The sequence below is a fragment of the Streptomyces sp. NPDC059371 genome (assembly GCF_042751995.1).
Taxonomy (GTDB): domain Bacteria; phylum Actinomycetota; class Actinomycetes; order Streptomycetales; family Streptomycetaceae; genus Streptomyces.
This window is the reverse complement of sequence record NZ_JBHYXD010000035.1, coordinates 1-14635: the sequence shown is the minus strand read 5'-3', so window position 1 is coordinate 14635 and position 14635 is coordinate 1. Positions and strand designations below refer to the sequence as shown.

At 74.2% G+C, this 14635-nt stretch carries 11 protein-coding genes; 6 read left to right on the top strand and 5 right to left on the bottom strand.

Annotated features, from left to right (window positions below):
* Positions 1-117: 117 nt before the first annotated feature.
* Positions 118-2697, bottom strand: a complete 2580-nt coding sequence (pepN, locus tag ACFXGX_RS20875; protein WP_384793203.1) for an aminopeptidase N — start codon at positions 2695-2697, stop codon at positions 118-120.
* Positions 2698-2809: 112 nt separating this feature from the next.
* Here pepN and ACFXGX_RS20870 point away from each other — a divergent pair, with 112 nt between their 5' ends.
* Positions 2810-3286 carry a DUF1203 domain-containing protein gene (locus ACFXGX_RS20870; protein WP_384793200.1) on the top strand — a complete coding sequence of 159 codons (477 nt, stop codon included), beginning with the start codon at positions 2810-2812 and terminating at the stop codon, positions 3284-3286.
* A gap of 79 nt (positions 3287-3365) precedes the next feature.
* Here the strand turns inward: ACFXGX_RS20870 and ACFXGX_RS20865 are convergent, their stop codons facing one another.
* The 3 genes from ACFXGX_RS20865 to ACFXGX_RS20855 all read right to left on the bottom strand — a co-directional run bounded on the left by ACFXGX_RS20865 (position 3366) and on the right by ACFXGX_RS20855 (position 6162).
* Positions 3366-3605 carry a hypothetical protein gene (locus tag ACFXGX_RS20865; RefSeq protein ID WP_339129379.1) on the bottom strand — a complete coding sequence of 80 codons (240 nt, stop codon included), beginning with the start codon at positions 3603-3605 and terminating at the stop codon, positions 3366-3368.
* 89 nt (positions 3606-3694) lie between these two features.
* Positions 3695-5851: a 4-alpha-glucanotransferase gene (gene malQ, locus ACFXGX_RS20860; RefSeq protein ID WP_384793197.1), complete on the bottom strand. Its 2157-nt coding sequence runs from the start codon at positions 5849-5851 to the stop codon at positions 3695-3697.
* Positions 5851-6162: a hypothetical protein gene (locus ACFXGX_RS20855; RefSeq protein ID WP_384793194.1), complete on the bottom strand. Its 312-nt coding sequence runs from the start codon at positions 6160-6162 to the stop codon at positions 5851-5853. Before ACFXGX_RS20855 ends, malQ begins: the two co-directional genes overlap by 1 nt.
* Before the next feature lie 256 nt (positions 6163-6418).
* Between ACFXGX_RS20855 and ACFXGX_RS20850 the strand changes: the two genes are divergently transcribed.
* The 4 genes from ACFXGX_RS20850 (at position 6419) to ACFXGX_RS20835 (ending at position 12426) form a co-directional block, all read left to right on the top strand.
* The gene (locus tag ACFXGX_RS20850) at positions 6419-9673 is read left to right on the top strand and encodes a beta-N-acetylglucosaminidase domain-containing protein (RefSeq protein WP_384793191.1); all 3255 of its coding nucleotides are present in this window, start codon (positions 6419-6421) and stop codon (positions 9671-9673) included.
* A gap of 172 nt (positions 9674-9845) precedes the next feature.
* Positions 9846-10379, top strand: a complete 534-nt coding sequence (locus tag ACFXGX_RS20845; protein WP_384793188.1) for a PadR family transcriptional regulator — start codon at positions 9846-9848, stop codon at positions 10377-10379.
* Positions 10376-11089: an ABC transporter ATP-binding protein gene (locus ACFXGX_RS20840; RefSeq protein ID WP_384793185.1), complete on the top strand. Its 714-nt coding sequence runs from the start codon at positions 10376-10378 to the stop codon at positions 11087-11089. Before ACFXGX_RS20845 ends, ACFXGX_RS20840 begins: the two co-directional genes overlap by 4 nt.
* A complete protein-coding gene (locus ACFXGX_RS20835) occupies positions 11086-12426 on the top strand; it encodes an FtsX-like permease family protein (RefSeq protein WP_384793182.1) in 1341 nt (446 codons plus the stop codon). Before ACFXGX_RS20840 ends, ACFXGX_RS20835 begins: the two co-directional genes overlap by 4 nt.
* Before the next feature lie 196 nt (positions 12427-12622).
* On the opposite strand, the gene ACFXGX_RS20830 is transcribed toward ACFXGX_RS20835, so the two are convergent.
* Positions 12623-13159, bottom strand: a complete 537-nt coding sequence (locus ACFXGX_RS20830; RefSeq protein WP_037618871.1) for an HNH endonuclease — start codon at positions 13157-13159, stop codon at positions 12623-12625.
* A gap of 273 nt (positions 13160-13432) precedes the next feature.
* Between ACFXGX_RS20830 and ACFXGX_RS20825 the strand changes: the two genes are divergently transcribed.
* The gene (locus ACFXGX_RS20825; protein WP_384793179.1) at positions 13433-14545 is read left to right on the top strand and encodes a mechanosensitive ion channel family protein; all 1113 of its coding nucleotides are present in this window, start codon (positions 13433-13435) and stop codon (positions 14543-14545) included.
* Positions 14546-14635: the final 90 nt, after the last annotated feature.

Genomic DNA, 14635 nt, shown 5'->3' with positions numbered 1-14635 from the left:
GGGTGTTGGCGGGGTATTCCCTCACGGGGTCCCCCCAGCGGCCACAACCCCCGGCGGGGGGGGGGGGGCGCGGGGGGGGGCGCCCCCCCTCGGGGTCTGTCCGTTCCCGGTCCGTTCCTAGGCGGTGGTCGCGCGCGCGTCCGCCGCCTGCGCCTTCAGAGCGCGCTCGACACCCGAGCGGGACTCCGAGACGAGGCGCCGCAGGGCGGCGTTGGGCTCGGCCGAGGCCAGCCACGCGTCCGTCCTGGCGAGGGTCTCCTCGGAGATGTGGATGCCCGGGTAGAGGCCCGTCGCGATCTGCTGCGCGATCTCGTGCGAGCGGGCGTCCCAGATCTCCTTGACCGCGGAGAAGTACTTGTCCGTGTACGGGGCGAGCAGCTCACGCTGGTCGGCCTGCACGAAGCCGCCGATGACCGCTTCCTGCACGGCGTTCGGGAGCTTGTCGGACTCGACGACCGAGGCCCACGCCTCGGCCTTCGCCTCCTCGGTGGGCCGGGCGGCGCGGGCGGTGGCCGCGTGCCGCTCGCCGGCGGCGGTCTTGTCGCGCTCGTACTCGGCGGCGATCTCCGCCTCGTCGAAGCGTCCGACGGCCGCGAGCCGCTGGACGAACGCCCAGCGCAGCTCGGTGTCGACGGCGAGGCCCTCGATGGTCTCGCGGTCTTCGAGCAGCGCCTCCAGGAGGTCGAGCTGCTCCGGCGTGCGCGCGGTCGCCGCGAAGGCGCGCGCCCAGGCGAGCTGGTGGTCGCCGCCAGCCTCGGCCGCGCGCAGGTGGGCGAGCGTCGCGTCCGTCCAGCGGGTGAGCAGCGCCTCGCGGGCCGCCGGGTCGGCGTACAGCTCGATCGCGAGCTTGACCTGGCGGTGCAGCGACTGCACGACACCGATGTCGGACTCCTTGCCGATGCCGGACAGCACCAGGGCCAGGTAGTCGCGGGCGGGGAGCTCGGCGTCGCGGGTCATGTCCCAGGCCGAGGCCCAGCACAGGGCGCGCGGCAGGGAGGACTCGAAGTCGCCGAGGTGCTCGGTGACGAAGGCGAGGGAGTCCTCGTCGAGGCGGACCTTGGCGTACGACAGGTCGTCGTCGTTGAGCAGGATCACGTCGGGGCGGCGCTTGCCGAGGAGGTGCGGTACGGCGGTCAGCTCTCCGTCCACGTCCAGCTCGATGCGCTCGTCGCGCACGAGCTTGCCGCTGGCGCCGTCGAACTCGTAGAGGCCGACCGCGATGCGGTGCGGGCGGAGTGTGGGCTCTCCCTGGGCGCCGGCGGGCAGCGCGGGGGCCTCCTGGCGGATGGCGAAGGCGGTGACGACACCTTCGGCGTCGGTCTCGATCTCCGGGCGCAGGATGTTGATCCCGGCGGTCTGGAGCCACTTCTGCGACCAGGTGCCGAGGTCGCGTCCGGAGGTCTCCTCCAGGGCGCCGAGCAGGTCGGACAGGCGCGTGTTCCCGAAGGCGTGGGCCTTGAAGTAGGCCTGGACGCCGCGGAAGAACTCGTCCATGCCGACGTAGGCGACGAGCTGCTTGAGGACGGAGGCGCCCTTGGCGTACGTGATGCCGTCGAAGTTGACGAGCACGTCGTCGAGGTCGCGGATCTCGGCCATGATCGGGTGGGTGGAGGGGAGCTGGTCCTGCCGGTACGCCCACGTCTTCATGGAGTTGGCGAAGGTGGTCCAGGAGTGCGGCCAGCGGCTGTCGGGGTGGTAGGCCTGGCAGGCGATGGAGGTGTAGGTGGCGAACGACTCGTTCAGCCAGAGGTCGTTCCACCACTCCATGGTGACCAGGTCGCCGAACCACATGTGGGCCAGCTCGTGCAGGATCGTCTCGGCGCGCAGCTCGTACGCGGCGTCGGTGACCTTGGAGCGGAAGACGTACTGGTCGCGGATGGTGACCGCGCCCGCGTTCTCCATGGCGCCCGCGTTGAACTCGGGCACGAAGAGCTGGTCGTACTTCGTGAAGGGGTACGCGTAGTCGAACTTCTCCTGGAACCAGTCGAAGCCCTGCCGGGTGACCTCGAAGATCGCGTCCGAGTCGAGGAACTCGGCGAGCGAGGGGCGACAGTAGATGCCGAGCGGTACGGTCTGGCCGTCCTTCTCGTACACGCTGTGCACGGAGTGGTACGGGCCGACGATCAGCGCGGTGATGTACGTCGAGATCCGCGGCGTGGGCTCGAAGACCCAGACGTCGTCCTTGGGCTCCGGGGTCGGCGAGTTGGAGATGACCGTCCAGCCGGTCGGCGCCTTCACGGTGAACTGGAAGGTGGCCTTGAGGTCGGGCTGCTCGAAGGACGCGAACACGCGGCGGGCGTCCGGCACCTCGAACTGGGTGTAGAGGTAGGCCTGCTGGTCGACGGGGTCGACGAACCGGTGCAGGCCCTCACCGGTGTTGGTGTAGGCGCAGTCGGCGACGACGCGGACGACGTTGCGCCCCTCCAGGAGGCCGGGCAGCGCGATCCGCGAGTCCTCGAAGACCTCGGCGGGGTCGAGCGGGTCGCCGTTGAGGGTGACTTCGTGGACGGCCGGGGCGACCAGGTCGATGAAGGACTCCGCGCCGGTCTCGGCGGAGTCGAAGCGCACCGTGGTCACGGACCGGTAGGTGCCGCCCTCCTGCGCGCCGGAGAGGTCGAGTTCGACCTCGTACGAGTCAACGGTGAGCAGCTTCGCCCGCTGCTGCGCCTCTTCGCGGGTCAGGTTTGTGCCAGGCACGCGGTCATCTCCTCGTTATGTGTGGGTTGCGCCATCCTTCCACGGGACCCGCACACAGCGCGATGTCCGTTTCCCGCCGGTGCCGGGCCGTCGCGGCCGTGAGCCTTGAGACATGACGACATACACGGCACAGCCCATCGGCGCGGCCGCTCTGAAGGAGCTCCGCGACACCGACGACGCGGGCCGCCGGCCCGTCCCGCTGACCGACGAGGAGGGCGGGTCCCCCTTGCGGTGCTGTCTGCGCCGCAGCGAGCCCGGAGAGCGCGTCTGCCTGGTCTCCTACGCCCCGTTGCGCCGCTGGGCGGCACGGACCGGCGCGGAGCCGGGTCCCTACGACGAGACGGGCCCGGTCTTCATCCACGCGGAGGAGTGCGCGGGCCCGGCCACGGGCGCCCTCCCGTTCACGAACGCCCACCGCACGGTCCGCCGCTATTCGGCCCAGGGACGCATCCTGGGCGGGCGGCTGGTCGGGACACCGTCCGCGTTCGGCGAGGCCTTCACGGAGGCGTTCGCGGACCCGGAGGTGGCGCTGGTCCACGTACGGGCGGTGGAGTACGGCTGCTTCCTGTACGAGGTGCGGCGGGGCTGAGGTCCGGGAAACGCGTCGAGGGAGTCCGCGCACCCGTGGGTACGCGGACTCCCTCGGCACAGAGTCAGGGGTGCGGGGCTCAGCCCTGCTTCGGCTGCTTGTGGGACTTGTCCAGGACCATCACGAGGGCGGTGATGCCCCCGAACAGTACGAGCGGCAGCGCGACGTAGAGGCCGAGCGTCTCGATCACGCTCAGGCCGGAGCCGGGGTCGTCGCCGTCGTCGCGGGTCAGCGCGAGCGCGGGGGACGACATGAGCAGCATCATCAGCGTCGTGCCGGCCGCCAGGGCACCGGCGCGCAGGGCGTTCTTCTTGTCCACGGTGCAAACGTAGCGAACACCCGACGGGGCCGCGCGTCCGGGGTGCCGTACGGAGGTCACGGGGCACGGGGCGGCGGTTCCGGAGGGCGTCACGGGACACGGGGCGGCTGTTCCGGAGGGCTCCCGGGCGCGCCCGTGCGCTCGCTCTCCGCCCGCACCACGTCGATGAGGGCGTGGAGCCTGGGCGACGCGGCCAGCTCCTCCAGGGTCACCGGGCGGCCCTCGGCGTCGGCTATGGGCAGCCGCCAGTTGGGGTACTCGTCCCAGGTGCCCGGAAGGTTCTGCGGGCGGCGGTCGCCGACGGCGTCCGGGAGCCAGACGCCGATCAGCCGGGCCGGGGTGCGCAGCAGGAAGCGGTGCACGGCCTGGATCTCGGCCTCCTCCACCGAGGCGGGCGCCCCGCCGCTCGGACCGCGCAGCAGTCCGAGCCGGGAGAGCAGCGCCAGCCACTCCCGGACGTCCGCGGCGGCGGCCGCCCGTTCCTCGTCGAGGGAGCCGCTCAACAGGCCGAGGCGGTCGCGGAGTTCGACGTGCTCGCCGGTGAACCGGGCCGCGGTGGACGGCAGGTCGTGGGTGGTGGCGGTGGCCAGGCAGTCGGCGCGCCAGCCCTCGGGCGGCAGGGGCAGCCCGTCCCCGTCCCAGTCGCGTTCGAACCACAGCACCGAGGTGCCGAGCACTCCGCGTTCCTGGAGCTTCTCGCGCACTCCGGGTTCGACGGTGCCGAGGTCCTCGCCGATGACCAGGGCTCCGGCCCGCGAGGCCTCCAGGACGAGGATCGCGAGCATCGCCTCGGCGTCGTAGCGGACGTACGAGCCCTCGGTGGGCGGCTGCCCCTCGGGGATCCACCAGAGCCGGAACAGGCCCATGACGTGGTCGATGCGCAGGGCGCCGGCGTGGCGCAGGAGCGCGCGCAGCAGCCGGCGGTAGGGGGCGTAGCCCGAGGCGGCGAGCCGGTCGGGCCGCCAGGGCGGCAGACCCCAGTCCTGGCCGCGCGCGTTGAAGGCGTCCGGGGGCGCGCCGACGGACATGCCGGCCGCGAAGTACTCCTGCTGGGCCCAGGCGTCGGCTCCGTCGGGGTGGACGCCGACGGCGAGGTCGTGCACGAGACCGATGGCCATGCCCGCGTCGCGCGCGGAGCGCTGGGCGCGGGCGAGCTGGGCCTCGGTGAGCCAGGCGAGCCGGCTGTGGAAGTCGACGCGGTCCATCAGTTCGCCCCGGGCGCGGGCGGTCGCCTGCGAGCGGGGGTCGCGCAGGGCCACGGGCCAGTTCCGCCAGTCGGAGCCGTGCACCTCGGCGAGCGCGCACCAGGTGGCGTGGTCCTCCAGCGCCCGGCCCTCCTCGGCGAGGAAGTCGGCGTACGCGGCCTGCCGTCCGGGCCCGAGCGGTACGGCGCGCACCGCCGCGAGCGCCTCGCGCTTGAGTTCCCACACGGCGTCGCGGTCGATGAGCGCGCCCTTGCGCAGAACGGAGTCGCGCAGCCGTTCGGCGCGCTCCCGCAGCGTGCGCAGCCGGTCCTGGTCCTCGGCGTAGGGGTACTCGGGGATGTCCTCGACGCGCAGGTGCACCGGGTCGGGGAAGCGGCGGGAGGAGGGCCGGTACGGGGAGGGGTCGGTGGGGTCGCCGGGCACGGCCGCGTGCAGCGGGTTGACCTGGACGAATCCGGCGCCGAGCGCGCGTCCCGCCCAGGCTGTCAGCTCGGCGAGGTCGCCGAGGTCGCCCATGCCCCAGGAGTGGCGGGAGAGCAGGGAGTAGAGCTGGACGAGCAGGCCGTAGGCGCGTCCGGGCGGCGCGGGCAGCCGGGTGGGGGCGACGACGAGGTGGGCGTCGGCGGTGCGGCCGTCGGGGGCGGTGGCGCGCAGCGTGTGGACACCGGGCGGAAGGTTCTCGGCGGACGCGCGGGACTCGCCCTGTTCGGTGGTGACGCTCAGACGGGTGCCGTCCTGCAGTGCGGCGACCTCGGCGGGGACGAGTCCGCCCCAGCACACCAGGGTCGGCGGCAGCAGCCGCTTCGCCGTCTCGGCCTCGTGCAGCGCGAGGGCGGCCCGGACGGCTTCCGGGGTGCTCGCGTCGACGCCGAGCGCGGCCAGGATCGCGACGAGCGCGGTGTCCGGCGCCGCGACCGTGCGGCCGGGGGACGGGCTGTACTCGGGGGCGACACCGTGCAGTTCGGCGAGCTGGGACAGGGGTGTCCGCGGCGCCGGCTCCGAGGCCGTCCGCGGCGGGTCGGCGGGCCCGGTGGGTGCCATCAGACCCCCGACGCGGCGCCGGTCGAGGTGGGCTCGCTCGTCAGATGCGCGGCGTCGGCGAGCGGCGGCTCACTGGTCAGCGGCTCGGCGTCGGGCAGCGGGGGTTCGCTCGTCAGCGGTGCCGCGGAGCAGGGGCCCTCCGAGGCGAGCCGGGACAGGGGGGCGCCCTCGGGCTCGGCGGACGCCCGGCCGGCGCGCGGGCCGGGGACGGACGCCTCCGCCGCGCGTTCGGACAGGGCCGTCAGGAGCAGGTGTGCCGATGCGGCCACGGGGGCCTCCTTGTCGAGGTCGGATACGGCGACCGGGGGCATTCCGGCGGTTCGTGCCGGAAACGGATGCCCCGGGCGGTCATCGCAGCCCTACCCCGTGGGCGCGACGGCAGACGCTCACGGACGGACAACGTGCTCCTGGTCACATTCCGTGGCCGTCCCGCGGGGCCGGGCCGCGCCTCCAGGCTGGGGTAATCCCGGCACTTCGGCCACTCTCGTTGACACCTTCACCACCCGAATGGTGGGCTCGACGGCACACCGACGCCGCGGCCGGGATGGCGGGCTACGAGGGGGAACCGTGCGACTCGGGCGTGGACAAGGAGCGACCGCACTGGCGTTCGCCGTGGTCGCGAGCACGTTCGTCACGGCCCCCGCGGCCCTCGCGGCGACCCATGGCCAGGCGGCCTCCGCGGACGACCGCGCGCCCGCCGGAAGCGACCGGGAACCCGCCGGAAGCACCGTGCCCGCCGTCTGGCCCCGCCCCCAGTCGCTGCGCGCGAACGGCACCGCGGTCACCGTCACGGACGAGGTCGTCCTGGTGACCCCGGCGCCGGACACGTCCGGCGGCTCGGGCTCTCCGGCCGGTTCGTACGGCCCGGGCGTCCCCCTGACCTCGTACGCCCCCGGCGTGAGCGTCGACGCAAACGCCCCGGCCGGCGATCTCGACCCGTACGCGCTCGAAGCGCTGCGCGCATTGCTGCGACAGGCCGGCGCACGCACGATCACGACGGCGCGCGACGGTGACGCGCTCCCGGCGCGCGCTCTGGTGGTGCGCCTGGGGACGGACACCGCGGACACCGGTGGGCGGGGCACGGGGGCCTCCGGCGTCACGCGCGCCGCCTCGGGCTCCCTGGAGCGGGCGCTCACGGCGCTCGGCGCCGCGCCGCGCGCCGACCTCCCCTCCGGCGGCTACCGGCTGGCCGTCGGCCGTGCCGACGGCCGGGACACGGTCGCGCTCGCGGGAGTCGGCGAGGACGGCCTGTTCCACGGGGTGCAGACCTTGGGCCAACTCCTCGGCGCCGGCGGCCGGATCGCCGGTGCCGTCGTCCGTGACTGGCCCGGCACCGCCGTGCGGGGCGTCACCGAGGGGTTCTACGGCAGCCCGTGGACCCCTGAACAGCGGCTCGCGCAGCTCGACTTCATGGGCAGGACCAAGCAGAACCGCTATGTGTACGCGCCCGGCGACGACCTCTTCCGGCAGGCGCGCTGGCGTGAGGCGTACCCGGCCGGGGAGCGCGCCCGCTTCCGGGACCTGGCGGACCGGGCGCTCCGCAATCACGTCACGCTGACCTGGGCGGTGGCCCCGGGACAGGCGATGTGCTTCTCCTCGGACTCCGACGTGAAGGCCCTGACACACAAGCTCGACGCCATGTGGGCGCTCGGGTTCCGGTCCTTCCAGCTCCAGTTCCAGGACGTCAGCTACACCGAGTGGCACTGCGAGGAGGACGCGGACGCGTTCGGCTCCGGCCCCGGGGCGGCGGCGAAGGCGCAGGCGCGGGTGGCGAACGCCGTGGCCCGGCATCTCGCCGCCCGTCACCCGGAGGTGGCCGCGCTGTCCCTGATGCCGACGGAGTACTACGAGGACGGCTCGACCGACTACCGCCGGAAGCTGGGGGGCGCGCTGGACAAAAGCGTCGAGGTCGCCTGGACGGGCATCGGTGTCGTGCCGAAGACCATCACCGGCGGCGAACTGGCACGCACCCAGGCGGTGTTCGGCAGCCATCGGCTCGTCACCATGGACAACTACCCCGTCAACGACTACGCGCAGGACCGCGTGTTCCTCGGCCCCTACCAGGGGCGCGACCCGGCGGTGGCCACGGGTTCGGCGGCTCTGCTCGCCAACGCGATGCCCCAGGCGGAGGCCTCCCGCATCCCGCTGTTCACGACGGCCGACTACGCGTGGAACCCGCGGGACTACCGGCCCCAGGAGTCCTGGGACGCCGCGATCGAGGATCTCGCGGGCGGGGACGCCCGGGACGCGGACGCGCTGCGCGCGCTGGCCGGGAACGAGGCGTCCTCCGTCCTCGGCGGCGAGGAGTCGGCGTACCTGCGCCCGCTCATGGAGGCGTTCTGGCAGGCGTGGACGGGCACGGACCGCACCGCGGGCGAGCGTGCGGCCGAGCGGCTGCGCGCGGCCTTCACCGTGATGCGCGAGACGCCGGGGCGGCTGGCGGGCCGTCCGATCGCCACCGAAGTGGAGCCCTGGACCGGGCAGTTGGCGCGCTACGGCGAGGCCGGCGAGACGGCCGTCGCACTCCTCGACGCCCAGTCGAGGGGGGACGCGACGGCGGCGTGGACGGCGTACCGCGCGCTGAACCGGCTGCGCGGCGAGCTCGCGGCGAGCGAGGTGAAGGTCGGCACGGGCGTGCTCGACCCGTTCCTGAAGCGGGCCCGCACGGCGTACGAGCAGTGGGCGGGCCTCGGCAACGAGTCCTCCACCGGCCGGGGAGCCCCGAAGAACCCCGGCGCGACCGGGCGCGGCGGCACGGGGACCGGCGGCGCGGGCACGGCGGACACGGGCGGACGGGGCGGTGCCGCGGACGGCGCGGGGAGCACGCCCGACGACGGCACGACGGGGGACGGCGGCGGGCAGGACGGCCGCGTCGTGCTGCTCCCGCGCCCCCGCACCCTCACCGACGTCAGCGTGCTCACCGACCCCGGCGCGACGGGCTTCGTCGAGGCGCACGTGCCGGGCGAGGGCTGGCGGTACCTCGGCGCCCTCACCGCCGGGGGCGCGACGGAGCTCGGCGCGGCGGAGATCGGTGCGGAGGGCGTGCCCGTGGACGCGCTGCGGGTCGTCGGACCCGAGCGTTCCCAGGTCCGTCATCTCGTGCCGTGGTTCGCCGACACGCCCGCCGCGGCCCTGGACCTGGCCCGTTCCACGACGGACGTGGAGATCGGCGGCACGGAGCGGATCACGGCCCGGCTGACGTCCCTGCGTCCCACCGGCGTCAGCGGTGAGCTGACCGCACGCGCTCCCGAGGGCATCCGGGTCAAGGTCTCGCGGCCCTCACCGACTCTGGCGCGCGGCGCCGTCGTCGACAGCGTCGTCGAGGTCACGGTCCCGCCGGGAACGCCGTCGGGCTCGTACGAGGTGACGGTCGCCTTCGGCGCCCAGACCCGCACCCTGACCGTCCGCGCCTTCCCGCGTACGGCGGGCCCCGACCTCGCCCGCACCGGCACGGCCTCCTCGTCCGCCGACGAGACCCCCGACTTCCCGGCCTCGGCGGCCAACGACGGCGACCCGGCGACCCGTTGGTCCTCCCCGGTGGACGACGGCGCCTGGTGGCAGGTGCAGTTCGCCGAGCCGGTGCGCCTCGGCCGGCTCGTGCTGACCTGGCAGGACGCGCACCCGTCCGCGTACCGCGTCCAGGTCTCCGCCGACGGACGCGTGTGGCGCACGGCGACGACCGTGACCGACGCCCGCGGCGGCCGGGAATCCCTCCGCTTCGACGAACGCGACGTCCGTTACGTCCGCGTCCAGGGGATGCGGCGGGCCACGGCGTACGGGTACTCGCTGTGGTCGGCGGAGGCGTACGCGGTCGCGGACTGAGGCCCCTCGGCGGTTCCCGGCACTCCCGGCTTCCCTCGGCACTCCCCGGCACTCCCCGCGCTTCTCGGCGCCCCCGGGCCGGCGCTCCTCCACGCCCCTCGGCAACGCGCGTGATCAGCTTTTCGCGTCCAGCTATTCACTCAGTACATATCTTGAGTGCATACTGATCTCCATGAGTACCCGTCACATCCTGTTGGGGCTGCTCGCCGGAGGACCCAGCCATGGGTACGACCTCAAGCGACGGCACGACGAACGCTTCCCGCAGGCCCGCCCGCTGGCGTACGGGCAGGTGTACACGACTTTGCAGCGGCTGGTCCGCGACGGTCTCGCCGCGGTCGACGGCACCGACTCGGACGGAGGCCCCGAGCGGACCCTGTACCGCTCGACCGGGGACGGAACGAGTGAACTGACCCGCTGGGCGGGCGAGATCGCGCCACCCGCGCCCTTCGTGACGAACGAGATCTTCGCCAAGGTCGTCGTCTCGATCCTGGCCTCGGCGGACCCGGCCGGCTATCTGCGGGCGCAGCGCGCGGCGCACATGGCGCGGATGCGCGAGCTCACGGCGGTGAAGACGGCACCCGGCGCCGGTCTCGCGACCGTCCTGTCGGCCGACTACGCCCTCAACCACCTCGACGCCGACCTCCGCTGGATGACGACCACGGCGGCCCGGCTCACCACCCTGACCGCGGAGGTCGACACAGCATGAGCACCCCCCTTCTGACCGCCAGGGACCTGGTCAAGGCGCACGGCCCGACCCGGGCGCTGCGCGGCGCCTCACTGGACCTGTCCGCGGGCGAGGTCCTCGCCGTCACCGGGGCCAGCGGCAGCGGCAAGTCCACCCTGCTCCACTGCCTGGCGGGCATCGTCAGGCCCGACGGCGGAACCGTGGAGTACGGCGGCGAGCGCCTCGACCTGCTCCCCGAGAAGCGGCTCGGTGAACTGCGCCGCACGGACTTCGGCGTGGTGTTCCAGTTCGGACAGCTCATCCCCGAGCTGACCGCCGCCGACAACGTGGCGCTGCCCCTGCTGCTCGCGGGTGCCTCCCGGGCGGCGGCGCGGGAGCGGGCGGGCGAGTGGCTGGAGCGGTTCGGCGTACGGGGTCAGGAGGCGCTGCGGCCCGGTGAGATGAGCGGCGGCCAGGCCCAGCGGGTGGCGCTGGCGCGGGCCCTCGTCACGGATCCGAAGGCCGTCTTCGCGGACGAGCCGACCGGCGCGCTGGACTCCCTCGCCGGAGAGCAGGTGATGACCGCCCTGATCCACACCGCCCGGGAGGCCGGCACGGCGGTCCTGCTGATCACGCACGACGCCCAGGTGGCGGCGTACGCGGACCGTGAGGTCGCGCTGCGGGACGGGGTCGTGACCGGCCCCGGCACCCCGGCGACGGCCCCGGCGGCCACGACGGAGGTGTCCCGGTGAGGACCGACCTCCGGATCGCGCTGCTCCTGACCCGCGGTTCCGACCGGCGCGAGGGGTGGCGGGTCGCGCTGACGGCCGTCGGGGCGGCCCTGGCCACCGGGCTCTGCCTTGCGGCCGTCGCCATCGCCTCGCTCCAGGGGCAGTACTCCATGCCCCCCGCCCACGCCCTGCTGCGACAGCCCGGCGAGCGGGCGGGCGTGGTTCTCACCCTGCTGCTCCTGCTGGTGCCGGTGCTCGGCTTCCTCGGCCAGTGCGCCCGCGTCGGGGCCGTGCACCGCGACCGGCGGCTGGCCACACTGCGCCTGGCGGGGGCCGGCCCGGCGCAGGTGCGGCGGATCGCCGCGCTGGAGGCGGGCCTCGCGTGCCTGACCGGCTCGGCCGTCGCCACCGCCGTCGGCGTCCCGGTCCTGCTGCGCGAGTGGCACAACCCGCCGGCCGTCGTCTGGGCCGGCTTCGCGGGAATCGCGCTCGCCGTGCCCGTGCTGGGCGCGCTGGTGAGCGCTCTCGCCCTGCGCCGGGTGGTGGCCTCGCCGCTCGGCTGGGTGCGACGGGTGCGCCCGGACCGCGGGCGGGGGCCGGGTCTCGCCATCCTCCTGACGGCTCTCGTGATGCTTCTCACCGGGCTCACCCTCGCTCCGCGCACCTTCGGCGGGTTCGGGACGGCCCCGCCGTTCGTGTTCGGCGTGGTGATAATCACGGGCGTCGGCGCCGTCTGGGCGGCCGGGGCGAGCGCCCGGCTGACGGGCCGCGTGCTGGCCCGGCGGACCGGGAACCCGGCGGTCCTGATCGCGGCCGAGCGGCTGCGGGACGACCCCTGGGCGGGCGCCCGCACCCATGCGGCGGTCCTGCTGGTGACCGTCGTGGGGACGGGCTTCGTCGGCGTGCGGCAGGTGCTGCTCGACGCCCTCGCCGGGCGGGACCGCGACTCGTTGCCCGCCGACCCGTCCCTCTACACGACGGGTATCGATCTCGCGGGCGCCGCGGTCCTGCTCGCCCTCGCGATCGCCCTGTCCGGTCTGGCCGTGGGAACCGCCGAATCGCTGGCGACCCGCCGCCGCGGCCTCGCCGCGCAGACCGCCGCCGGGGTACCCCGGGCGGTGCTCGGCCGTGCCCTGCTCCTGGAGACGGCCCTGCCGCTCGCCCCGGCGATCGCGCTGGCCGGGGCCGGGGGCCTCAGCATCGGCGTCTGGTACGGGCAGCTCGCGGGCGGCGGACTCGTGCCGGTGCTGCCCCTGGTCGTCCCCGTCACCGTCTACGCGGCGTCTCTGCTGGCCGCGGCCACGTCGCTGCCCCTGCTGCGCCGCTCGGCGCGGCCCGCGGAGCTGCGTCAGGCGTGATCGCGCGCGTCCGGCCCGTGGGCAGCGCCGAACGCCCGTGAAGCCCGCGGGCAGGCGTCTGCCGGCGGGCGGGCGGGCGGCGGCGGGCAGGCCCGGACGCCCGTGCGGCACGGGTGCCCGCGGCCGGGAGGCACGGGGGTCCTCCCGACGCCGGAAGCGATGGCGGCCGGCGCCACCATCACGAAGGCCCGGATCGTCAGGCTGAGATGCCGTCGATCCGGGCCATGGCGTCGTCCGCGCCGTACGGTTGCAGGTAGGGCATCCAGCGCGGGTCCCTGTGCCCGGTTCCGATGATGCGCCAGGCGAGCCCCGTCGGCGGGGCGGGTTTGTGGCGCAGGCGCCAGCCGATCTCGACCAGGTGGCGGTCGGCCTTGGTGTGGTTGCAGCGGCGGCAGGACGCCACCACGTTGTCCCAGGCGTGCTGACCCCCGCGGGAGCGCGGGATGACGTGGTCGACGCTGGTTGCGACGCCACCGCAGTACATGCACCGGCCGCCGTCGCGGGCGAACAGAGCCCGCCTGGTCAGCGGGACGGGCCCTCGGTAGGGGACCCGGACGAACCTCTTCAGCCGGACCACGCTGGGTGCGGGGACAGTAACGGTCGCGCTGTGCATGAAGGCGCCGGATTCCTCGAGACAGACGGCTTTGTTCTCAAGGACGAGGACGAGCGCGCGGTGGAGCGGTACGACGCCGAGCGGCTCGTACGACGCGTTGAGGACCAGGACGTGCGGCACGGATGCCTCCTTGTACGCCGGCGGCGCGTGGCTCGCGCCGGGACGATCTGCAGTCAGTCTCCCCTCATGCCTGGTGGTGGCGCCACCATGTCCCGGTAACGGGCTGGGAGTGTTTTCGACCACACCCCCTACATCCCCAGGTGAGCACGGTCTCTCCCCCGGAGATGACAACGATCCACACACGATGCCCCGTTAGTGTGGTGGTTCTGCCCGGACGGCAACCCCTCCCGTGTCCCCGCCGCGGGCAGACCGCTACGCCTGGAGGTACCTGCTGTGTCCCTGCCCGTCCTATCGGCCCTGGCCGCCGCTCCGGCCCCGTCGCCGTCCCCCTCGACGACGACCGGTGTGGTGACCCCCACGCTTCAGGACGCCCAGGAGAAGGCGACCCATGCCGCGAGCTGGGTCGAGGAGAACTGGTCGACCTGGCTGGCCATAGGTCTGCGCGTCCTGCTGGTGCTGGTGATCGCGGCGATACTGAGAGTGTTCGTGCGCCGGGCGATCACCAAGCTCATCGACCGGATGGGCCGCACCGCCGAGGCGGTCGACGGTACGGCGCTCGGCGGTCTGCTGGTGAACGTGGAGCGCCGCCGTCAGCGCTCCCAGGCCATCGGCTCGGTGCTGCGCTCCGTCGCGTCCTTCCTGATCGTCGGCACGGCCGCGCTGATGATCCTCGGCACGTTCGAGATCAATCTGGCCCCGTTGCTCGCCTCGGCGGGTGTGGCCGGTGTCGCGATCGGTTTCGGCGCCCGCAACCTGGTCACGGACTTCCTCTCCGGAGTCTTCATGATCCTGGAGGACCAGTACGGCGTCGGCGACGTGATCGACGCGGGTGTGGCCTCCGGCGAGGTCATCGAGGTGGGCCTGCGCGTGACCAAGCTGCGCGGCGACAACGGCGAGATCTGGTACATCCGCAACGGCGAGGTCAAGCGCATCGGGAACCTCTCCCAGGGCTGGGCGACGGCCGGTGTGGACGTCACGGTCCGCGCCTCGGAGGACCTGGACCACGTCCGGTCCGTCATCGGGGACGTCGCCGAGACCATCAGCAAGGAAGAGCCCTGGAACGAGCGCCTGTGGGGCCCGATCGAGATCCTGGGCCTGGACAGCGTCCTCCTCGACTCCATGGTGGTCCGGGTCTCGGCCAAGACGATGCCCGGCAAGGCCCTGTCCGTGGAGCGCGAGCTGCGCTGGCGCATCAAGCGCGCCTTCGACGCCGCGGAGATCCGCATCGTGGGCGGCCCCACCGCGCCCGCGGAGGACGAGTCCCCCGACCCGTCGGCCGCGGTGGCGGCCCCGTCGGTGTTCGCCAACGCGGAGTCCCCCCAGTCGGTGGCGAGCTCGCCCATCCCGGCTCCGGCGGCTCCGGCTCCGTCGGGCGTGCCGAAGTAGGACGCGGCGGGTAGGGGGAAGGGGGGGGGGGGGGGCGGCGCCGGGGGGGGCGCGCCGCGGGGGCGGCGCCCGGCGCGGCAGTCTCGCAGC